This window comes from Bacillus sp. FSL E2-8900 (assembly GCF_037966225.1).
GTDB classification, from domain to species: Bacteria; Bacillota; Bacilli; order Bacillales; family Bacillaceae_G; genus Bacillus_A; species Bacillus_A cereus.
In genome coordinates this window covers 1,289,010-1,310,189 of sequence record NZ_CP150193.1, presented here as the reverse complement: position 1 = coordinate 1,310,189, position 21,180 = coordinate 1,289,010, and the positions used below count along the sequence as shown (strand labels likewise).

The window sequence follows — 21,180 nt, the reverse complement described above, 5'->3', positions numbered from 1 at the left end:
AACATCCCTTCTCGTTATACGCCGCGCTTATTTCCCCATACTAACGCATGAAGCTGAGGCAATACTTTTGCATCATTCATCTCTTTACAATTTACAGCTTTATCAATCAGCCATTCATACTTATCTAATAATTTTTTTATAAGCATCGCATCATCCACTGTTTTTGTATCATCGTTTCCTACTTGTAAGAAAAATGGTACCTTTGGATAACGTTCGTGCATCTTAACTGCATATTCAAAATCATGATCATCGAATACTACTACTTTTAAACTAATATCTTTTCCTGCTAGTTTCTGAATAATAGCATCTAACCTCTGAAAATCTGTTTTCATCGTTGAACTTGGTGGTTTTGGAGAAATTGTTATCTCATCAATTTGAAGTAACCAATCTTGCCATTTACTCCCTTGCGTTTCAATTGCCGTTCGCATTCCATTTTCTTTTAATATAGAAAGAAGAAACTCAATATTTTTCAGTAATGCCGGATTTCCACCTGAAATCGTAACATGAGAAAAATTTTCTCCTCCAATTGCAACAAGCTCATCCCAAATATCTTCTGGTGTCATCTGTCTAATTTGATCTTTAGCTGATCCATCCCACGTAAAAGCAGAATCACACCAAGCACAGCTATAATCACAACCAGCTGTACGGATAAACATTGTCTTTTGCCCTACAACCATTCCTTCACCTTGAATAGTCGGACCGAATATTTCTAAGACAGGGATTTTACTCATCAAGCATCCACTCCCGTCTTACTTCCGCATAACTAGTCGGCGTCTCAAATAGACGAACAAATTCAACGCGAGCTCCTTTATATTCGTTCACTCGATTCTCTTTTGTTAGTGCTTCTGCCATCTTTTCATAAATCCAAACGACCATATTTTCAGCAGTCGTATTCATTGCAGGTAACGTTTCGTTTAAATAACGATGATCTAGATAAATTTCTATTTCATTCTTCCAAATTTCTTTTATATCTCCAAAGTCAATTGCAAGACCTATTTCATTTACATATCCACTAATTCCAAATACAACTTTATATGTGTGACCATGTAAGTTTTTACATTTCCCTTCATAACAGTGTAAATGGTGTGCTGCATCAAATGTAAATTCCTTGCTGACCATTACTCTTTTATTATGGTATTTGAGTTGTTTACGCTGAATATCCTTGTCCATTTTTTGCAAATTCTCTACGATGCGAAATCCAAAAAAGTTATCCATTAGTTGTTCGCTCCTTCGCGTTCTTGTAGGTACGTATCTAATCCTGCTTTACGAAGTTGACATGCTGGACATTCACCGCAACCATCACCAATGATTCCGTTATAACATGTTAATGTTTTTTCTCGAACAAACTCAAATGCTCCAAGTTCATCTGATAATTTCCATGTTTCAGCCTTATCAATCCACATAAGTGGCGTGTGAATGACAAACGGGTAATCCATAGATAAATTTAAAGTAACATTTAACGATTTCACAAACACGTCACGGCAGTCTGGATAACCACTGAAATCAGTTTCACATACACCCGTTACAATATGACGTGCTCCAACTTGTTTTGCTAATACAGCAGCAAATGATAAGAAGAGTAAATTTCGTCCATCTACAAATGTCGATGGCAATTCACCTTCTTCATGTGTAATCTCCATATCCGTTCTCGTTAAAGCATTTGGAGCAAGTTGATTTAATAGACTCATATCTAGTACCGTATGCTTTATTCCTAGTTCTTTTGCAATTTCCGCTGCACAATCAATTTCTAGCTTATGACGTTGATTGTAATTAAACGTTACAGCTTCTACCTCTGCAAACTGCTCTATTGCCCAAAATAAACATGTCGTACTATCTTGTCCTCCACTAAAAACAACAACTGCTTTTTCTTTTTTCATTTCACTCATTCTCCTTCTCTACTATAAATAAGAAGAAAGAACGTTCTTGAACTGTCACAATAAAAAAACAAAACAATACCTAAGGATATTGTTGTTTCCATAGTTTTTTATAGAGGGAGTTCGCGAACCTCTCCCGCGCGGTGCACGGAATTTCTTCTTTCATTGACACAGCTTATTGTAACATATTGTATACTAGCGTAAAAATTTCTGATTTTTCAGCTATTTATCATTTCATTTCTTTCATTTTATAGTATGATTAATTTAATATAAGAAGAGAGGAGGCATCCCACTGAAACCCTTTATTATTTATCTCTTTTTAAATATATTATTCATCCTGATTACAATGCTCGTATATCATTTATTTTGGAATCAAAAAGGGAAACGCTCTCCTAAATTAAATTCAGCTATATTCATTGTACTCTGTTGCCTTGCTACCGTACTCTGTATTACATTTGCAGCAAAAACAAATAATGGTTTTCAATTTGATATGCGCCATATTGTATTAATTGTCGGTACATTAACGGGAGGGCCTATTGCTGGTGGTTCTATCTTAGTTGTATTAAACATATATCGCTTATTATTAGGTGGGATAGGTGTTTTCCCATCTCTTATCGGTTCTGTTCTTCTATTTATTGTTCTATTATTAACATATAAATTTTTCAATCGAACTTCTAATCGTATAAAAATAACACTTGCTATTATCTACAGTCTCACATACGGATTTAGTTGGATACCCTTCTTCCTTTCAAAGGTTACAAATAAGACTGATTATATACCGCATATTATTGTGTATGAATTATGTTCAATGCTTGGTACGATTCTAATTTTATATTTACTACACATATTACAAACTCAAGTTCGTCTCCAAAACGAACTTATAAATGCTGAAAAGTTTCATTTAATTGGTGAAATGGCAGCGTCTATCTCTCATGAAATTCGCAATCCATTAACTTCAACGAAAGGTTTTTTACAACTGTTACAATCAGATACATGCACTGAGCAGGAACGAAAATTATATATCGACATTGCCATTAATGGCATCGAACAAGCAAATCATGTTCTTACAGATTATTTAACCTTTGCTAAACCAAGCATTGAAAAAGAACAAACATTACAGTTAGAAGAAGAATTACTACATGCATTGTCGTTAATTACACCGCTTGCTAATTTAACAAATGTACGTACTCATTATATAAAGCAAAGCACTTCTTTTTTTATCGCTGGAGAAAAGCAAAAACTAAATCAATGTTTATTAAATATTTTAAAAAATTGCATTGAGGCTATGCCAAAAGGCGGTGATCTTTATTTCACATTAGTTCCTGATCATAAGCATATTCAGTTATATATAAAAGATACAGGAGTCGGTATGGATTCAGAACAAGTAAAACGTCTTGGTTCGCCCTTTTATTCAACGAAAGAAAAAGGTACTGGACTTGGAATGATGGTCGTATTCAGTGTTGTTCAAGCTATGAATGGAAAAATTGATATTATAAGTGAAAAAGGAATCGGTACAACCTTTTTATTAACTTTTCCACTCATACAAAAAACGTGATGAAATACTCATCACGTTTTTTCTGTTCCTTCAACTAATTCAGCAAAAGCTTTCACTTTTCCGTGCGGTTGTTGATTTTCTTTACGTGCTTTCCAGGCGCGCTCTTCTTCTCGCTTCTTCTTAGACATGTTTTTTCAACTCCTTCTTTTCTTTCTCCATGTAGTATTCCAAAATAAGAAAGAAAACTATGCACGTATCAAAAAAGAAGTGGTTTCCCACTTCTTCCACTTTAGCGTTGCAAAATTGCATGTTTCGCCTCTTTTAACTGCGTAAGATGTCTTTGTTCATGCAAATCAAGAAATTGAACCCATTGATACAAATTCAGATCATTAAAAACAGGATGCTTTAATCCATTTTCAAATAAATCTTTTTCATCTATAACACTATGAAGCGCGTGTAATAGTTCTTGGCGTGAATGTTCTAGTAATTGAATTCCTTGCTGTTTTTTCATTAAAGTTTCTGTTGGTTGCATTTGCTGAGGAGCTTCTCGTTTATGTGTGCGATCAAGCGTAAGTTGGAGGTCTTTAAATGGAGTCATGTTTCTTTCATTTTTTTGTAAAGCATATACAAGGGCAGACGTGACAGATTGTTCAACTAAATGCAAGTGGTGTAAAATTTGAATAATACTCCATTTATCACGGCGTGGCTTTACATTCACTTCTGTGTCATTTAACATTTCAATTTCTGATAATAGCGTGCTTCGAGTAGACTGTAATGAGTTTACTAAACTTTCTAAACTTACATCCATATTAGATTGAAGCATACTTGTTCCCCCCTTTTGTTGGTGAAAAGAGGTGCTCCTTATTAGAAACACCCCTTCAGTATTCTGAATTTTCTTTTATTATCTCATCATTTTCCCATTATGTCGATGTTAAACATGTGAAAAAAGCGCATGTTTTTTACAATTTTGTGTCGTCAATCGCATGTAACCATGCTTCAATTTCTGTAATAACACTTTTCACACAGCCTTCAGCAAATGGTGATGTTAAATTTGCAACCTCTACTAATTCTAAGAACGATTTACTTCCACCTTGTTGGCACAGATTCACATAATCTTCCCACGCCTCTTGTCTATTATCTCTTGCACGTTTCCAAAATTGTAGCGCACAAATTTGAGCAAGCGTGTAATCAATATAATAGAACGGTGAGCTATAAATATGCCCTTGACGTTGCCAAAAACCACCGCGCTCTAAATAATCATTCTCCTCATAATCACGATGTGGTAAATATTTCTTCTCTATGTTACGCCATGCTGTCTTACGCTCTTCAGGTGATGCTTCAGGATTTTCATATACATAATGTTGATATTCATCAACAGATACACCATAAGGTAAAAACAGAAGTGCTGAACTTAAGTGAGAGAAGTAATATTTATCTGCATCTTCTTCAAAGAATAGCTTCATCCATGGCCATGTAAAGAATTCCATACTCATAGAGTGGATTTCACACGCCTCATATGTTGGCCAATTATATTCTGGAATTTCAAATTTACGACTTTCATATACTTGGAAGGCATGACCTGCTTCATGTGTTAATACATCAATGTCACCAGATGTTCCATTGAAGTTTGAGAAAATAAATGGCGCTTTATAATTCTCAATATATGTACAATATCCGCCACCAGCTTTTCCTTTTTTCGCAACTAAATCTAATAAATCATTATCTAGCATGAAATTGAAAAATTCATCTGTTTCAGCCGATAACTCTTTATACATTGTCTTTCCATGATCAACAATCCAATCCGCATCTCCTTTTGGAGTTGGGTTACCTGTAGCAAACTCAAAGTTTTCGTCGTAATAAGCTAACTTCTCTACACCGATACGTGCTTGTTGTCGCTTTCTTAATTCCGTTGTAACGGGAACGATATAATCTAGCACTTGCTGACGGTAATTAGCCACCATCTCCGCATTATAATCTGTACGGTACATTCTTGCATATCCAAGTTCAACAAAGTTTTTGAAACCTAAAGATTTTGCGATTTTCGTTCTCACTTTAACAAGCTCATCATAAATACGATCTAGTTCTTCCTCATTTCCAGCTAAAAATCCGTAGTATGCTTCACTTGCTGCTTTACGTTCGCTTCTTTCTTTTCCTTGCATAAACGGAATCAGTTGCGATAACGTTCTTTCTTCTCCAGCAAAGTCAATTTTTGCAGATGCTAATAACTGTGTATATTGCGATGATAATTTATTTTCTAATTGTAAATCTTTCACGACTTCATCTGAATATGTTTTTAAATCACATTCTGCTAGAGCAAATAATTGTTTTCCATAATACGCCTCTAATTCTTCACGAAATGGAGAATTAATGAGTGCCTTATAATATTTTGTACCATATCCTTGTACAACTGGAGAGAATTCATCAAAGAAATCCTGCTCCTCCTTATAAAAAGTATCCGTCGTATCAACAGAATGGCGAATGTAACAAAGGTTTCCCATTGTACCAAAATCGTTGCGAATCTCATTAATTGAATGAATGACTTGTTTTTGTTCTTCTACAGTTTTTGCGTTATCAAACTTCTCTAAAGCAACAGTAAATTTCTCTTTTAACTCTTCAATATTTGGGCGTTTATATTCATAGTCTTTAAATGACATGAACGAGCCTCCTCTCCATTACATACCTTTATTATAATTCAATACGTATTCTTGAATTCCCTCTTAATTTTCAACAAATTTCGGCAGTGACTGCCCTGAGTTCATTACAAATAAAAAAGCCTTGGATTTATTTATCCAAAGCTCCTTTGGAACATATTATTTTTCATACTTCCCAATTTTTTTTAATAAATCAAGTAATTCATCTTTTTCATCTTTCGTTAACATTTCAAAAGACTGATGTATAACTTTCTCATGCCCCGGAAAAATAGAAGCAATAAAGTTCTCGCCAGACTCAGTTAATTGCGCGTAAATAACACGTCTGTCATTCGGACATGGAATTCTCTTTACTAATCCCTTTTTCTCCAGCTTATCTACAACATATGTAATGCTGCCACTAGCTATTAAAATACGCTCACCAATTTGCTGAAGTGGTTGACCGCCTTTATGATATAGCAGTTCTAATACAGCAAATTCAGTTGGATTTAATCCGTTACTTTGTATAGATTTATTTGTAGTATCCATAACAGAACGATGTACACGAGATAATGCAATAAATACTTTTAAAGATTGAGAAATATCTTCTCGTTCATTATTTGATGTCATACAACTTTCAACCCTTCACTTAAATTCTCAGCAATAAAAAGAAATTGCCACTTCATACTTCATGTGAATTCCGAATGAGCATTCACTCATCCATTTCCTCTCCCCTAATATATTAAGAATCATTCTTGAATAAAAACATGACAATTTTAACATAGTTTATATATAATGATAATAAAAAAAGAAGGAGTACCACATTTGAAAGTCAAATTCCAAAGCATAATTGTATATATATTGCTTGTTATCCTACCGACAATAGGGATTGGTGCTACATTTTATTCGTATCATACATATAAAATGAAACAGGAAAACAAATTATCTGCTCATACAGTTCTCTTTTTATATAGAGATTATTTGGATCATCATCTTGGTGAAGCAATTTCTGCTTTAGACATGCTTGCAAAAGTTGTAGGCACCGAGACTGGTAATATAAATGGCATTAAACAAATTGTACATGATACAGATGGAAACGATGCACGCTTTTCTGGTCTATATTACGCTACACCAGAAGGAGTCATTACAATCGCATCTGAAGATGAATCAAAGCCTATAGATGTTTCAGACCGTAAATATATTCAAGACGCGCTCCAAACTAAAAAAACCACTGTATCATCAGTCATTACTGATCGCGTTCTTGGACATAAAGCTATTATAATTGCTGCCCCCATATTTAATAAACAGAAGGAGCTCTCAGGATTATTATTAGCTAGTTTACGCTTTGATTACATTTCATCTTCTTTAAATGCCATTAAACCACAATACCATTTTGAGGTAACTGATAAACATGATGTAGTTTTTCTAACCGATGATAATAACGACACAAGTGATACGCATTCTAATATGCTTACTACCCCACTCCAAAGATTAAATTGGAAGGTCTCTGTTTCTCCATTACCTATTCATCAAAAAACCTTATACCAGTGGGTTACAATAGAGTGTATAGCTACTTTATTTTTAATGTCTATTTTATTTTTACTTGCTCAATATATTTTGTTAAAACGGCAAACAAAACTTGAAAGACAACAAAATGAACTACAGAAAATTGAATTAGTTGGAACTTTTGCAGCGAGTACAGCACACGAAATCCGTAATCCTCTTACTGGAATTAAAGGGCTCGTCGCTCTATTAAAAGAGAAATATAAAGATGAGCAAGATCAGTTCTACTTTTCCGTAATTGAACAAGAAATAGAGCGAATCAATGAAATTGTAAGTGAATTTCTTATTCTCGGAAAGCCAACCGCCATCATCGAACAAACGTATGATGTAAGAACAATTCTAAATGAGGTAGCATTAATTATTCAATCTGAGGCGAATTTACATAACATTGCATTCCATTTACATTTGCCAGACCATCCTGTTCATATCCGTTGTTCGAAAGACCATATGAAACAAGTGGTTTTAAACATTACAAAAAATGCAATTGAGGCCATGACTTCTAGTGATACACTAACCATTGTAGTAAAAAACAATGAAACACACGCACAATTGCAGATTATAGATACTGGAAAAGGGATTCCACAACATATTCAAAAACACCTCTTTCATCCGTTCTTTACTAATAAAGATACTGGAACAGGTCTTGGACTTGTCATATGTAAACGAATTGTAGAGATGTATAATGGGCATATTTTTATTGACAGTACAGAAAACGAAGGAACAACAGTTCATATCGAAATTCCGTTACACATAGTATAATTATCCTTATCCTATAAGGGTAATTATACTTATTTCATAAAACCAGCCACAAGCATTCGCCAAAAATTATTTGATTTTCCTTCATACCCGATTTGGAAAATAGGTATTTTTATAATTGAAAACCATTTCGGTGTTTGTTTTTCTTTATAACATTGATATTGTAAAATAAGCTTGTCCAATTCTTGACTAACTTGAATTGTCTCCCTACTATTTAGCCCACTTGTTAATCCTAGTTGAATCATTTCTTCACGTTTCATATGAATATCACGTGAAAGCTTTTCTAATGTGTACTTCCTTTTTACAGTAAACATCCATATCCCCCTTATTATACTTCCATGCTCTTAACTTCACTTCTCCATTGACTTTTTTAACTACTTAATCATATGCAAATTTGAAGAATCAGAAATTTTAACATTTTCTCCCTGTAATTTACAAATCTTTACCCTCACTTTGAGAATTATTACAAATTATTCTATCTTTGTAAATACATTCGCAATAATAGACATTTTTTTCATCTTGTTTTTTTATAAATGCTACGTAAACCGGTGATTCTTAATTTTCCACCTACTTTTCTTCGACATTTTTTGTTTAATTTATATAAAAAAGCAAAACATAATGATGATTGATAAAGTGAAACTTTAATCAGTGTTTTTTGTTCAGCCCCCACTGATTATTAGTATTCACCAATCGGGTAGGCAGTGAATCTCCCACCTATCCAGCCCAATGTTGAGGTGGGAGTCTTACTCCCCACAAATAGCGGGATAACAATAGAAAGGAAATATTTATATGCGAAAATATACGATTGCATTACTCATCATTGTTTTGTTTTTACCGTCCTTCTTATTTCCTATTCAAGCAAATGCTCATACGAATAAAGTTGCTATTGTCATTGATGATTTCGGAAATAATATGAAGGGGACTAATCAAATGTTATCACTTCCCATTCCACTCACTGTTGCTGTTATGCCTTTTCTTCCTTCCACAAAAGAAGATGCAATAGCTGCCCATAAGAAAGGCCATGAAGTTATTATACATATGCCAATGGAACCTATAAAAGGTAAAAAAGAATGGCTTGGGCCGAAAGCAATTACAACTGATTTAAGCGATGAAGAAATAAACAACCGACTTGAACAAGCGATTCAAGAAGTACCGCATGCAATTGGAATGAACAATCATATGGGGTCAAAAGTAACAGCGGATGAAAGAATTGTTCGCCTTATACTTGCTGCTTGTAAAAAACACGGTTTATTTTACTTAGATAGTAAAACGAATCCTAATAGTGTCGTCCCAAAAATCGGAAAAGAATTAGGAGTTCCTATTATTGAAAACCAACTATTTTTTGATGATGTGTATACAGCAGGACATATTTCAAAACAAGCCCAATTACTCATCAAAAAAATTCAAGAAAAACCTATTATGGTAGCTATCGGGCATGTGGGCCCTCCAGGTGAAATTACATCACGCGTTATTGAAACTTCTATCCCTAAAATTCGTGAGCATGCAGACTTTATTTTCTTATCTGATCTAGCATTATCCCCGCCTCCTGTTTCAAAATAAAGTTCATTACTCACATATAATCAGCCCTAACCAATTGGGCTTTTATGGGCAATCCGTCCCCCCACTTAACTTCTTTACTTGCGCTGAATTTTGAGGCTCGGATTTTACTGCCCACAAATGGCGGGACAAAAAAGTACCTATCTATATATAACAGATAGGTACTTTTTTTAACTTAAATATAATCTACATGACTCACTCTGAATCCTTTTTTCTCTATTTTTCCGATTAATTGCTTTAATCTTGTTTCATCTAACTCATCTGATATATTTACAATAACGCGGCGGATATATTGATCACCGTTATCTAACGTAAATAGGCCACCGATATTATATGCTTTTAACAATGTCCCAAGCTCTTTAATCGTTCCCTTACAATCTTGTGTTGCAATTGTTAATATATAACCACCTGTTCGCATACCAAATGAATCTTCAATAACATCAAATATATTCGAATGCGTTAACATACCGACAAATTCATTATAATCATTTAGCACGGCTAAAAACGGAAGCCGACGAATTACATAAAAAGCTCTGAAGAATGAATCCTTTTCAAAAATAAATGCATTGGAATCATCAAGCATATCCCCTGCACTTACATGCTCTAATCCGCTATTGCATTTTTTTTCTAATAAATCTACTTTATAAATAATCCCCGTGAATTTCTTCTCATCTTCTGCTAATACCGGGATGGCTCGAAATCCCGTTTCGTTCATCATTTGCAGTGCCTCTTCACCAGAATCATTTATCTTGCAAAATGTTACTTGCTGCTTTGGCAGAAAATGATATTTAACTCGCAAAATATGTTCCTCCTTACATGTCAACATGTAATCTATATATAATAAGGAGACCTATATTTTATGAGTGAAATTATTTTTAAAACGCTTTCATTTGTTTATTAACTTGTATCCATATCACATCCATTTTTATATAACAGAGCTCCTTGCACCCTTAATCATTAATAACTTTACATGATAGTTCATTAAATATTCTATACCCTCTAGCCATTTTTTCGCTTCTTCTGGCGTTTTTCCCCACACAATCATGCCGTAATTATGAACAAGAACTACTCCTCCACCTTCAATGAAATTCGGAACATTGCTTTCTAATAAATCAGCGAATTTTTTTTCATCTTCTACAATTGGAATTGTCATTTCTGTTATACCTTCTTTTCCGAAAACACGCTCCACACTGCGTTTATCGAACGTTACTTCTCCTTCTTCCCCATATAACTCTGATATTAAATGACTATCTACAGTCTGCACTTGTAAAATACATCCTGCACTACTTTTTTTATAAATATCCGCATGCATAAATGACTCTGCAGCTGGTTTTTCTTCATTTTCAAATACTGACTCGCACATGCAATTTACGACAATAAAATCTTCTTCCGAAAATAGCCCTTTATCTCTTCCCTCAACATTTACTAAAAATGTTAACGGCTCTTTTGACGTACATAGCGATAAGCTAATTTTGGTACCATAAAACCAATCACGAAGTGCCAATTCAGATTTCACATCTTTTAATTCATTCCATTTCTTCAGAAAAAATAACATTTCGTCACCCCCGGCATAATATTCATATAAGGTTCGAATCCTTTCTATGTAAAAGGAATATTTTTTGATTATTCTAAAAATTTAATTGAATTATCACATGAGAACGCTTTTTTGTCAATATAGTTTCGTGGTTCTTCTTTAAAATAGGCTATTCATATGTCTATACTCCTATCTATTTCCTATTTCATTTTGCACATAAAAAATACGCTATTCTTTAATTAAAGAATAGCGTATTTTCCTCATTTTTTATCCCGCATTAACGGGCAGCCCGATTGGTGAGGGCTACTAATCAGTGGGGAATGAACAAAACCCCCACTGAATAAAGTTTCACTTTATTTCTTTATTGCATTATACAAAAACTGTGCGTATTGTTCACGTGTTACGAAATTATCTCCTAAAAAATTCCCTTCCCCGTCGCCTTTTGATATTTTATTATCCACTAAAGCTTTCACATATCCTTTCGCCCAATGGCCATTTGGTACATCTTTAAAATTCTCTGCACTATTTTCATTTTCTTTTAACTGAAATACTCTTTGTAGTACTACTGACATTTCATATCGAGTTAATACTCCATCCGGACGGAACATACCATTTCCATAGCCTGTCATAATTCCAGCTTGAACCACTGCATCAATAGCCGTTTCATACATATTTCCTTTCGTATCTGTAAATGCCGTTTTTTGTTCTAGATTATTTTCTAATTTTAAATACCTTTGTATTAGAAGTGCTACTTGTCCACGAGTAATGTTATCACCAAATCCAAATTCACCATTTCCATAGCCTATAAATAATTTTTCTTTCGCTAAGTAATTAATTGCTTCTTCTGACCAATGTCCCTTTGGTACATCTTTAAATTCTACCACTTCTGTTTTCTCATCTTCTTTAGATGTATTACCGTCTTTACTTTCTACTACATTTTGAATAACAGATCCTGTAAAGAAGATTCCTGTATCCGCGAATGGATCTTTCACACCAAATTCATATACTTTCTCACCTGGTGTACTCCATTTCACTACACCATTACTATACGTACCATTATCGCTCTTCAGACGGATTTTCGTAGAAATCTCACCATCTTTTTCATATATAGGTACTTTTACTTCTTTATTTACTTCTGTTTCCTCTAAAAATACTTTTTGATTTTGGACATTAATATAAGCCGTCTTACTTAGTTCTATAACTGGTCGGACATCACGGATTTCATTTGCAACAAAACTTAGAAATACTAATTTTTTCAAATTACTAACTGGTGATAAGTCTGAAATATAATTCGCTTCTAAATCAAGCTTTTGTAAGTTTACTAAACTTGATAATGAAGTAATATCTTTTAACTCGTTGTTGGGTAAGTTTAAAATTTTCAACTGTGTCATCTTACTTAGAGGAGTAACATCTGTTATTTCATTTTTCCCTATCCATAGCTCTTGTAATTGATTCAATTGATCAATGCCTGATAAATCTTTCACTTTATTACGTGTTAATACTAAATCTTTTAACGGTAACGTATAAAGCGGTTTAATATCTTCAATTTGATTACCTGCTAAAGTTAAGTATGTTACATTTTTCAAATTGCTTAATGGAGCAACGTTCGTAATTTTATTATTTGCTAAATTCAAGTAATCTAGTTGTTCCATTTTCGCTAATGCTGTTACATCTTCTATTTGGTTGCCTGATAGAAATAAACTTTTTACATTTTTCATTTCAGTTAGTGGTGCAACGTTTGTAATTTTATTATTACTTAAATCAAGGGATTCTAAATTATCCATCTTAACAAGTGGCGTTACATCTGCAAATTCATTACCACGCAAAGCTAAATGATTTAATTGCTTTAAGTTCGCAAAGAACGACGGATCCTTTATCTTCGCATTCGCAACTGTTAAAGATTTTAAATTTGGCATATATTTTAATGCACTATAATCAAGTATCTCATTTGTATTTAAAAACAAATCCTTTACTTGTAATAAATCTTCTTTCGTAATTGGTGTATTTAAATCTTTTCTATTAAATACTTTTTTATTAACAAGCTCTCTTAATTTGTTATCTGTTATCATATTTTGATTATCAACTGGATTATCCGTTTCCGTATTTCCTGAATTAGAGTTATCATCTGGTTTCTCTGTTTCTTTGTTACCTACAGTTGGATCTTTAATTTCAAATTGAACTTGATATTTGTGATCATATCCAATAGCTGGAATAAGTATATGCATTTGCATATTGTGCTTCTTCTCAAACTCGCCAATTTCAAATTGAACTACCTTCGTTCCATTCTTCCTCTTATCTTCTGACAAAACCTTCACATCATGAAATACACCAGGCTGGTTTTTATCTTCTATTCTAAGATATTGAAAATAATCGCTATCTTGCATTGTTACAGTGACAATTTTTTTGCCAGCTGCAATCGTTACTTTAGGATTTTTTATATATTGAGAAACCATAGATGGCTCATCTTTTTGGTCCTTATATATTTTAATCTCAGTATCATACGTGCGATTACTCGCTGCTGCTACCGATTGATTTGCTTCAACTTTTAATGCCGCTAATGCTGGAGTAGAGTACGTAGCAAATGGAATCGCTAATGTTGTCGCTACTACTAGTGCCTTCATATAATTTTTTTTCAAAATAATATCCCCAATCATATATAATTTTCACAATTGATAACATTTATCAATTAATCACAAATAAATGATAATGAATATCATTATCATTGTCAATGAGAATATTACATTAAATTTATATTTTTAAAGATAAAAAAACAAAAAAGCCCTTTATTCAAAGGGCTTTTTTACCTATCGTATGAAGAATTTCACTTTTTTCCTTCTCATTGATGACACCTATTTTTTGCAAAATATTCGCGTACAATACAAGTTTATTATATATTCGTTCTGACATGTTCTCCCTTCTTTCCTTCGACCAACTTTTTTTGTATTGGTAAATTATATGAAAGAGGTGAGAAAATGTGTCCACTTTTTGCATAACTGCAAATCTTTTATTTTACGATTTACAGATAATAAAACTCCCTCCTAAAAATTAGGTGGGAGTTTATGTGCTTTCACTGTATTTAACAAACTGTCCACTGAATATTATGCTTCATAAGTTCTTCTTCAAAGCTATATGGCATTTTTTTATCACAAATTACGTGTTGAATACGCGAAATTGCTGCTATACGATAATTCCCTTTCACGCCTACCTTCGTATGATCACATAAAATATATGTTTTCTCAGCTAATTTCATCATCGCCTCTGACAATTTCGCTTTCTCTAATTCAAAGCTGGAAACTCCAAAACTAGGTAATAACCCATCAATCGAAACAAACGCTTTATGAAAATGGAATTGCTGTATGACTTGCTGAGAAATAGACCCTGATACACGCGAATGCTTTGGAGATACTTTTCCACCTATAAATAAAACTTCACCATGAAACATCTTTTTATTAATAGAAGAAATTAATTGTGTTGCGACTGGAAATGAACTTGTTACAATTGTTAAGTTCTTACGATGAACAAGGTATGGAACCATCTGAAGCGGTGTACTTCCATCATCAATTGCAATGACATCACCATCTTCTACAAATGTCGCTGCTTTATAACCAATTCTTTTCTTCTCTTCTATATGTAGCATTTCTCTTTCTAACATTGGTGCCTCTACTCCAGCGCCTGGAAGTTGAACAGCTCCACCATACACTTTTTTCAGCTTCTTTTCACGATCTAATTCTTCTAAATATCGACGAATCGTTTCTGTTGATACAGCAAATTCTCTCGCTAATTCTGAGACCTTTACTTTCCCTTTAAATTCTACCTTTTCAAGAATGGTTCGCTTTCTTTCTTCTCCTACTACAGACATAGCTTCACCTCATTTATATCTCCCTTATAAACTTCCTTACTTATACAAAGTTATAATTTTCTTTATAAGTAGAAACTTCTTCATGAATATGAATACCGCGCTTTGCTAGCTCATCAAAAATCAATTGTGGATTTTCAAAGGCTTCTTCAGGCGTAACAACACCCACCCTATTTACATTTCCATTTGCAATTAACTCTGTAGCAACCCCAAATGGAATACCGACGTTTCTCGTATACGCTCTTAATTTTTCCCATCCTACAACAGAACCATCAGATAACGGATGTGTATGATATAACACATGTCTTTGCTTCTCATTATTTTTCATACCTATTACTTCTACATGAAGTGCATAACCATAAAGCTCTGTTTCTTGACCTTCTTTCGATTGCAATAAATACTGCGAAATACAATCCATAATTCCTATTTCTTTCCCGTTTATTTCAATCTGATCATTACGCAATATGCCGTAATCATATAAAGCACGTACAAGTTGCATATTTTGCTTTGGCCAAGTTCCTCTCGTCTCTATCAGTTTGACACCTTTATTTTCTAGTGCCTTTGCTAACGTAATCGTTTCAGAATGCGGAATGATATACTGTGTTGCCTTACCATAAGGCGCTGGCAATTCTATTTCTCTCGGACGCGCAAACGGAAGTACTTGCTTAAATTCACCATCTTCATACACTATACGCGATGATAAATGTGGATCATATTCATATGTCGTTGTCTCTGTAATTGAAGCAGAAAAAGCAATCGGACGATACGAACCGTGACTTACACGGACGGACTCTACAGTATCCAGTTGATTTGCTGCATGCATTGCCATCATTTGCGTTACACCTGGCGTCATGCCAAATCCAGGTAAACATGTTTTTTCATTTTGAACAAATATAGCATGCGATTCATTTTCTTCACCAAATCCATTTAAGTTCACACCGTGACAGCCTGCTTCTGCAATACAGCGAGTCGACAATCCGTTTAGCTTTATCGTCGTACCGTCCATTACAATGTCATAACCTTTCATTTTTGCAACCGTATCCTCGTGATTCGTTACATCTACTTTTACAAAATCAACACGAGGATCGTTGAGCCATTCTACTACTTTACGGCCCTCTTCCTCGTTAAAATCGGCTACAGTAATCGTCTCAAAAGATGAAAATTGAACTAAATCCAAAATAGCTTCACGACAAATTTTACCTGCTCCACCTAAGCAAAATACTTTCACCCAATAACAGCTCCTTTAGCCATACAATCAACTAAGCGATTAATATCTTCTTCATGTACATCACCGATATTTCCAATGCGGAACGTATCTACTTTCGAAATTTTCCCAGGGTAAATAACAAATCCATAACGCTTTAATTCGTTATATAACTGTTGAAACTCAAACCCCTCTTTTGGATAAATGAAAGATGTAATAATAGGAGATTGATATTTCTTATCTACTAGTGGCTTAAATCCGATTTCTCCCATTCTATTCACTAGTAGTTTTTGATTGTTGTAATATCGATTGTAACGCGCTCTTACTCCACCTTCTTTTTCTAGCTCAAGTAGCGCTTGATAAAAAGCATGTACAACATGTGTAGGCGAAGTAAAACGCCATTTCCCATTTTGTTTTTCCATCGTTTCCCACTGATCATATAAATCAAGAGATAAAGAGCGTCCTTGCCCTTTACACTTCAATAATTCATCACGTTTTGCGATTACAAATCCGAATCCAGGAACCCCTTGAATACACTTATTTGCACTACTAATTAAAAAATCAATTTGTAAATCAGCAATGTCTATTTCAATCCCGCCGAAACTACTCATCGCATCAACAATTGTAACCTTTCCATACTGTTGTCCTAATTTACATACATCTACAATTGGATTTATAATTCCTGTCGTTGTTTCACAATGAACAACTGCAATATGCGTAATCTCTTTATCTTCTTGCAATAACTTTTCTACTTCTACAATATTAGTAGGTTCCCACTCTTCTGTTTGACTGATCACTACATCAATCTGTAACATCTCTGCCATTTGCACAATTCGCTTACCGTACGCACCATTTGTACAAACGAGAAGCTTCCCATTTGCCGGAATAACAGAACCAATTACTGCTTCAACTGAAAACGTACCGCTTCCTTGCATTAACACTGTTGTATATTTCTCTTCTTCCTTCGTCGCTAACGATACAAGTTTAGCTCTTACTTCTTGCACCATCGTATTATATTCATCATCCCACGTACACCAATCGTATAGCATAACTTCTTTTACTGATTTTGTTGTCGTTAATGGTCCTGGTGTTAATAATAAGTAGTGATTTTCATTCATGATCCCGTGCCCCTTTTATGAAATAATAAGTTCTTGTTTCTCGATATGTTCCATTACGTTTTCGAGCTCCTGCATCGTTTCAATCGTAAAATGAGCCCCATTTTCAACAAACCGATTACGAACTATTTCTATTTTTTCACGAAGCTCTACCGAATCCATACTCTCCACTTCCTCTTCCGTTAAACCAAGCTCACTACTTCCAAGAATTACACCAACTGTCCACATTCCAGCATTTCTACCTTCTTTCATATCTGATACTGTGTCCCCTACTTTTATCATATGGTTCATCGGATACACACCAAGTTCCATTGCATTTTTATAGCACATCCATGGATATGGACGGCCTGCTGGAACATCATCTGGCGTAACAAGAAAATCAGGTTTATATCCTTGTAACACTGCTTCCTTTGCTACAATTTCCATCATTTCTCTCGTATAGCCCGTTGTTGAACCGATTTTAATGCCTCTCTCACGTAAAGAAGCGATTACTTCTTTTACCCCATCAATCGGCGTAGCATAACTTGGTAAAATAGAAAAGAGAATTTCTTCAAACTCTTCATACATCTCATGAATGTCTGCTTCTGTTGGTAATTGACCGAAGACACGCTTCCACTCATCCGCAATACGAGGCATTTCTGTTAGTGCCCTTACATGATCTATTTTTAATAATCCCATTGGCTTACGTGCTTCTTCTGCTGTAATTTCAACGCCGCGTTTATGAAAAATCTTCATGAATACTTCTAGCGGTGCAAAGCATCCGTAATCAACCGTCGTACCTGCCCAATCAAAAATAACTGCTTCAATTTTCATTCTGTCCATCACCCTTCTTACTTATCTTTTTTGCCATTGTGAAGTTCGGTTACGAAGTGCTTTCGTTCCCCATTCATATACAACTCTCACTACAATATTTGTAACAACAATAAGTACACTCATTGCAGCTGCTGGCGCTACATTTCCTGCATCATCCATATTTACGATTGATACGGCAGCTAGTTTAAAATCAGCTGCATATAGGAACACAACTGCCGATACAGTTACCATTGAATTTACGAAGTAGTACATTACCATTTCTAAAATTGCTGGTAAACACATTGGTACTGTTACTCGGAAGAATGTTTTATAAAACGGAATACCCATCGACTGCGAAACAAGCTCAAACTCTCGGTCTAATTTCTTTAAGGCAGTCGTTGCCGTGACAAATGTTACAGAATAAAAATGAATGATATTTACTAGTACTAATACAGCGATTGTTCCGTATAAAGAATGAAACGGATTCGTTACTGATAGTCCAAGAATTTGAATCGTTGGTTGACTAAAGAAAAAGACATATCCTAATCCGAGTACTAAACCTGGTATCGCTAACGGCACTATAGAGAAAAAGTAACCTGTTTTTCTAAAAAATTGTAGCTGGTCTATTTTCTCAATTGCATATGCGAATACAAATGTTAAGATCGCCCCAATAACTGCTGTAACTGCTGAAACAATTACGCTATTTTTAAATGCTTCAAGTCCATCTCCTGTTAAACTTGAAAAATTAAAATGCTCAAATGTAAAACTCATATTATATGGCCATACTTTCACACTTGCAGCAATACCAACTGCAACAAATAATAGAATGATCATAAGGGTAATCACACTACAATATATGAATGAGATTACATCTCTTTTCTTATTAGCTATTATTCTGTATGGTACTGCTTTTGAAGATAAGAAATTCGCCTGCTTTCTTTGCGTAATACGATCAACTACAAATGCGAATATAGCTGGGATTAATAAAATCATTCCGACAGTTGCACCCATCGGCATATTTTGCTGTCCAATTACTTGTTTGTATACGTCAGTAGCAAGCACATTATATTGCCCACCAACAATTTTTGGTGCCCCAAAATCAGTAAAACTAAGTGTAAACACAACAAACATTGCACTAATTAATCCGTACTTTACACTAGGTAAAGTAACCGTGAAAAATTGCTTTGTTTTACTGGCTCCTAACATATTAGAAGCTTCATATAAACGATAATCAGATCCTTGAAAGGCAATTAGCAATATGAGAAAGGCTTGCGGAAATGTATACATAACTTCAGCTATTACAATTCCTACTGGTCCATATAAAGGGATTTGTATACCTTCAAATAAACCAAACATTCCTTTCGTTACTAGCCCTTGATTACCAAATAAATATGTAAGTGCTATACCGTGCATCATCGTTGGTGCAAACAATGGTAATAACGCTACATACTGAAATACACGCTTTCCAAAAACATTCGTACGGGCAATTGCATATGCGTAAACGAATGCGATTGCAACTGAAATAATTGTTGTTGCGCCCGAAATCCATACTGTATTTTGTAAAGACTGAACTAAAGTTGGTGTTGTGAAATATTTACTGAAATTCGATAAACCAACGAAAACTCCATCTTTATTATAAAAAGCTTGTGTAAATAGTTGTAATAGCGGTAATACAAGTATGATAAGGAAAGAAAAAATCATACCGATAATTACGAGCCTTTGGATCCATTCCTCTTTCCCTATACTTCTCTTAATCTTTTTTTTCGTACTTTCTACCTTATAGTTTTCTAACATCTCCATCTATACAATGACCTTCTTTCCATATGACAACATATGATTTTCTGAGAAAGAGATTTGAATCGGCTTTCCTTTTCTAATAGCCGTTGCTTCTACTTCTGATGCTAATATATCCACTACAATTTTCTCATTATAAAGGTGTGTGTTTTCTTCTAAGACTCGCACTTCCGTCCGATATACAGATCCGCGAAATTCCATACTTTCCACAACTGATTTAATACCGTCCTTTTGTACAATTGTTACATGTTCAGGACGAATTGCATGTTCTTCGTTATTTTTCGAAAAGAAATTAATAGAACCAATAAAATCTGCCACAAACGGATTGGCTGGTCTTTGATAAATCTCCTCTGGTGTTCCAATCTGCATAATTTCCGCATGATTCATTACAACAATTTTATCAGCCATCGTTAATGCCTCTTCTTGATCATGCGTTACCATAATCGTCGTTACTCCTATTTTCTCTTGCAAATCACGCATTTCCCTACGTAATTTTTCACGCACTTTTGCATCTAAAGCTGATAACGGCTCATCGAGTAACAAAATATCTGGAGACAGAGCGAGCGCACGTGCAAGTGCTACTCGCTGCTGTTGTCCACCAGACATTTGAGCAGGATATTTATCTTTTACATTCAGCAAATCTACAAGTTTTAACGCATCTAGCGCTTTCTCTTTCACTTCTGCTTTCCCATATTTTTTTGTCTTTAAGCCGTATTCAATATTTTCAAGTGCTGTTAAATTCGGAAATAAAGCATACGATTGGAAAACCATTCCGAAGTTTCTCTTTCCAGGAGGCAATGCTGTAATATCTTTTCCATTCACAGCTATACTGCCAGTCGTTGGTTCCTCTAGTCCCGCTAAAATGCGAAGCAACGTCGTTTTCCCACAGCCACTTGGGCCTAATAAACAAACAAACTCATTTTTTTTCACAGTAAAAGAAATATCTTTTAACGCTGTAAATGCATCAAACTGTTTTTGAATGTGTTGAATTGATAAATATTCGCTCATTTTTC

20 protein-coding genes and 1 riboswitch are annotated in these 21,180 nt (G+C 34.5%); of the genes, 3 read left to right on the top strand and 17 right to left on the bottom strand.

Annotated features, from left to right (window positions below):
- Positions 1-14: 14 nt before the first annotated feature.
- Genes queE through queC form a run of 3 tightly spaced genes read right to left on the bottom strand, consistent with a single transcriptional unit; the run spans position 15 to position 1,877 of the window.
- Positions 15-731 (bottom strand): 7-carboxy-7-deazaguanine synthase QueE, encoded by a 717-nt coding sequence (gene queE / locus NST90_RS06740; protein WP_000036294.1) that lies wholly within the window; start codon positions 729-731, stop codon positions 15-17.
- Positions 724-1,215, bottom strand: coding sequence for a 6-carboxytetrahydropterin synthase QueD (gene queD, locus NST90_RS06735; RefSeq protein WP_000368414.1), 492 nt, complete (start codon positions 1,213-1,215; stop codon positions 724-726). Before queD ends, queE begins: the two co-directional genes overlap by 8 nt.
- Positions 1,215-1,877, bottom strand: a complete 663-nt coding sequence (queC, locus tag NST90_RS06730; protein WP_000711595.1) for a 7-cyano-7-deazaguanine synthase QueC — start codon at positions 1,875-1,877, stop codon at positions 1,215-1,217. The genes queD and queC overlap by 1 nt, the downstream gene beginning before the upstream one ends.
- 93 nt (positions 1,878-1,970) lie before the next feature.
- Positions 1,971-2,014, bottom strand: a riboswitch (PreQ1 riboswitch).
- A 206-nt stretch (positions 2,015-2,220) separates the two neighbouring features.
- Here queC and kinB point away from each other — a divergent pair.
- Positions 2,221-3,429, top strand: a complete 1,209-nt coding sequence (gene kinB / locus NST90_RS06725) for a sporulation sensor histidine kinase KinB (RefSeq protein ID WP_000964151.1) — start codon at positions 2,221-2,223, stop codon at positions 3,427-3,429.
- 11 nt (positions 3,430-3,440) lie between these two features.
- Here the strand turns inward: kinB and NST90_RS06720 are convergent, their stop codons facing one another.
- The 4 genes from NST90_RS06720 to NST90_RS06705 all read right to left on the bottom strand — a co-directional run bounded on the left by NST90_RS06720 (position 3,441) and on the right by NST90_RS06705 (position 6,626).
- Positions 3,441-3,557, bottom strand: coding sequence for a DUF6254 family protein (locus NST90_RS06720; protein ID WP_000038355.1), 117 nt, complete (start codon positions 3,555-3,557; stop codon positions 3,441-3,443).
- Positions 3,558-3,658: 101 nt separating this feature from the next.
- Positions 3,659-4,192 carry a DinB family protein gene (locus NST90_RS06715; protein WP_000941971.1) on the bottom strand — a complete coding sequence of 178 codons (534 nt, stop codon included), beginning with the start codon at positions 4,190-4,192 and terminating at the stop codon, positions 3,659-3,661.
- Positions 4,193-4,328: 136 nt separating this feature from the next.
- Entirely contained in the window at positions 4,329-6,023 is a 1,695-nt protein-coding gene (locus NST90_RS06710; protein ID WP_000008577.1) for a M3 family oligoendopeptidase, read from the bottom strand.
- A 156-nt stretch (positions 6,024-6,179) separates the two neighbouring features.
- Positions 6,180-6,626 (bottom strand): MarR family transcriptional regulator, encoded by a 447-nt coding sequence (locus tag NST90_RS06705; RefSeq protein WP_000203336.1) that lies wholly within the window; start codon positions 6,624-6,626, stop codon positions 6,180-6,182.
- Between the two features lie 195 nt (positions 6,627-6,821).
- Here NST90_RS06705 and NST90_RS06700 point away from each other — a divergent pair, with 195 nt between their 5' ends.
- Complete coding sequence (locus NST90_RS06700) at positions 6,822-8,318, top strand: DUF3149 domain-containing protein (protein ID WP_044306630.1); 1,497 nt, start codon at positions 6,822-6,824, stop codon at positions 8,316-8,318.
- Between the two features lie 29 nt (positions 8,319-8,347).
- On the opposite strand, the gene NST90_RS06695 is transcribed toward NST90_RS06700, so the two are convergent.
- Positions 8,348-8,629, bottom strand: coding sequence for an aspartyl-phosphate phosphatase Spo0E family protein (locus NST90_RS06695; RefSeq protein ID WP_000495536.1), 282 nt, complete (start codon positions 8,627-8,629; stop codon positions 8,348-8,350).
- Positions 8,630-9,104: 475 nt separating this feature from the next.
- Between NST90_RS06695 and NST90_RS06690 the strand changes: the two genes are divergently transcribed.
- Positions 9,105-9,875 (top strand): divergent polysaccharide deacetylase family protein, encoded by a 771-nt coding sequence (locus NST90_RS06690; RefSeq protein WP_001234119.1) that lies wholly within the window; start codon positions 9,105-9,107, stop codon positions 9,873-9,875.
- Positions 9,876-10,047: 172 nt separating this feature from the next.
- Here the strand turns inward: NST90_RS06690 and cbpA are convergent, their stop codons facing one another.
- From cbpA to NST90_RS06645, 9 genes are all read right to left on the bottom strand, one after another.
- Positions 10,048-10,671: a cyclic di-AMP binding protein CbpA gene (cbpA, locus tag NST90_RS06685; RefSeq protein WP_001264208.1), complete on the bottom strand. Its 624-nt coding sequence runs from the start codon at positions 10,669-10,671 to the stop codon at positions 10,048-10,050.
- Between the two features lie 126 nt (positions 10,672-10,797).
- Positions 10,798-11,427, bottom strand: coding sequence for a class II aldolase/adducin family protein (locus NST90_RS06680; RefSeq protein WP_000896006.1), 630 nt, complete (start codon positions 11,425-11,427; stop codon positions 10,798-10,800).
- Between the two features lie 332 nt (positions 11,428-11,759).
- Positions 11,760-14,060, bottom strand: a complete 2,301-nt coding sequence (locus NST90_RS06675; protein WP_076876339.1) for an NEAT domain-containing leucine-rich repeat protein — start codon at positions 14,058-14,060, stop codon at positions 11,760-11,762.
- Between the two features lie 422 nt (positions 14,061-14,482).
- A complete protein-coding gene (locus NST90_RS06670; RefSeq protein ID WP_000117668.1) occupies positions 14,483-15,265 on the bottom strand; it encodes a DeoR/GlpR family DNA-binding transcription regulator in 783 nt (260 codons plus the stop codon).
- Between the two features lie 40 nt (positions 15,266-15,305).
- Positions 15,306-16,490 carry a saccharopine dehydrogenase C-terminal domain-containing protein gene (locus NST90_RS06665; RefSeq protein WP_000862165.1) on the bottom strand — a complete coding sequence of 395 codons (1,185 nt, stop codon included), beginning with the start codon at positions 16,488-16,490 and terminating at the stop codon, positions 15,306-15,308.
- A complete protein-coding gene (gene phnW, locus NST90_RS06660) occupies positions 16,487-17,584 on the bottom strand; it encodes a 2-aminoethylphosphonate--pyruvate transaminase (protein WP_001004775.1) in 1,098 nt (365 codons plus the stop codon). Before phnW ends, NST90_RS06665 begins: the two co-directional genes overlap by 4 nt.
- 15 nt (positions 17,585-17,599) lie before the next feature.
- Complete coding sequence (phnX, locus tag NST90_RS06655; protein ID WP_006917745.1) at positions 17,600-18,394, bottom strand: phosphonoacetaldehyde hydrolase; 795 nt, start codon at positions 18,392-18,394, stop codon at positions 17,600-17,602.
- 21 nt (positions 18,395-18,415) lie between these two features.
- A complete protein-coding gene (locus tag NST90_RS06650) occupies positions 18,416-20,173 on the bottom strand; it encodes a putative 2-aminoethylphosphonate ABC transporter permease subunit (protein ID WP_006917744.1) in 1,758 nt (585 codons plus the stop codon).
- Entirely contained in the window at positions 20,174-21,175 is a 1,002-nt protein-coding gene (locus NST90_RS06645; RefSeq protein WP_000006189.1) for a putative 2-aminoethylphosphonate ABC transporter ATP-binding protein, read from the bottom strand.
- Positions 21,176-21,180: the final 5 nt, after the last annotated feature.

What these genes read in the sequence shown, in the direction of transcription:
- queE (WP_000036294.1), bottom strand. Translation starts at nt 731, where the DNA reads ATGAGTAAAATCCCTGTCTTAGAAATATTCGGTCCGACTATTCAAGGT.
- queD (WP_000368414.1), bottom strand. Translation starts at nt 1,215, where the DNA reads ATGGATAACTTTTTTGGATTTCGCATCGTAGAGAATTTGCAAAAAATG.
- queC (WP_000711595.1), bottom strand. Translation starts at nt 1,877, where the DNA reads ATGAAAAAAGAAAAAGCAGTTGTTGTTTTTAGTGGAGGACAAGATAGT.
- kinB (WP_000964151.1), top strand. Translation starts at nt 2,221, where the DNA reads ATGCTCGTATATCATTTATTTTGGAATCAAAAAGGGAAACGCTCTCCT.
- NST90_RS06720 (WP_000038355.1), bottom strand. Translation starts at nt 3,557, where the DNA reads ATGTCTAAGAAGAAGCGAGAAGAAGAGCGCGCCTGGAAAGCACGTAAA.
- NST90_RS06715 (WP_000941971.1), bottom strand. Translation starts at nt 4,192, where the DNA reads ATGCTTCAATCTAATATGGATGTAAGTTTAGAAAGTTTAGTAAACTCA.
- NST90_RS06710 (WP_000008577.1), bottom strand. Translation starts at nt 6,023, where the DNA reads ATGTCATTTAAAGACTATGAATATAAACGCCCAAATATTGAAGAGTTA.
- NST90_RS06705 (WP_000203336.1), bottom strand. Translation starts at nt 6,626, where the DNA reads ATGACATCAAATAATGAACGAGAAGATATTTCTCAATCTTTAAAAGTA.
- NST90_RS06695 (WP_000495536.1), bottom strand. Translation starts at nt 8,629, where the DNA reads ATGTTTACTGTAAAAAGGAAGTACACATTAGAAAAGCTTTCACGTGAT.
- NST90_RS06690 (WP_001234119.1), top strand. Translation starts at nt 9,105, where the DNA reads ATGCGAAAATATACGATTGCATTACTCATCATTGTTTTGTTTTTACCG.
- NST90_RS06680 (WP_000896006.1), bottom strand. Translation starts at nt 11,427, where the DNA reads ATGTTATTTTTTCTGAAGAAATGGAATGAATTAAAAGATGTGAAATCT.
- NST90_RS06675 (WP_076876339.1), bottom strand. Translation starts at nt 14,060, where the DNA reads ATGATTGGGGATATTATTTTGAAAAAAAATTATATGAAGGCACTAGTA.
- NST90_RS06670 (WP_000117668.1), bottom strand. Translation starts at nt 15,265, where the DNA reads ATGTCTGTAGTAGGAGAAGAAAGAAAGCGAACCATTCTTGAAAAGGTA.
- phnW (WP_001004775.1), bottom strand. Translation starts at nt 17,584, where the DNA reads ATGAATGAAAATCACTACTTATTATTAACACCAGGACCATTAACGACA.
- phnX (WP_006917745.1), bottom strand. Translation starts at nt 18,394, where the DNA reads ATGAAAATTGAAGCAGTTATTTTTGATTGGGCAGGTACGACGGTTGAT.
- NST90_RS06650 (WP_006917744.1), bottom strand. Translation starts at nt 20,173, where the DNA reads ATGGAGATGTTAGAAAACTATAAGGTAGAAAGTACGAAAAAAAAGATT.
- NST90_RS06645 (WP_000006189.1), bottom strand. Translation starts at nt 21,175, where the DNA reads ATGAGCGAATATTTATCAATTCAACACATTCAAAAACAGTTTGATGCA.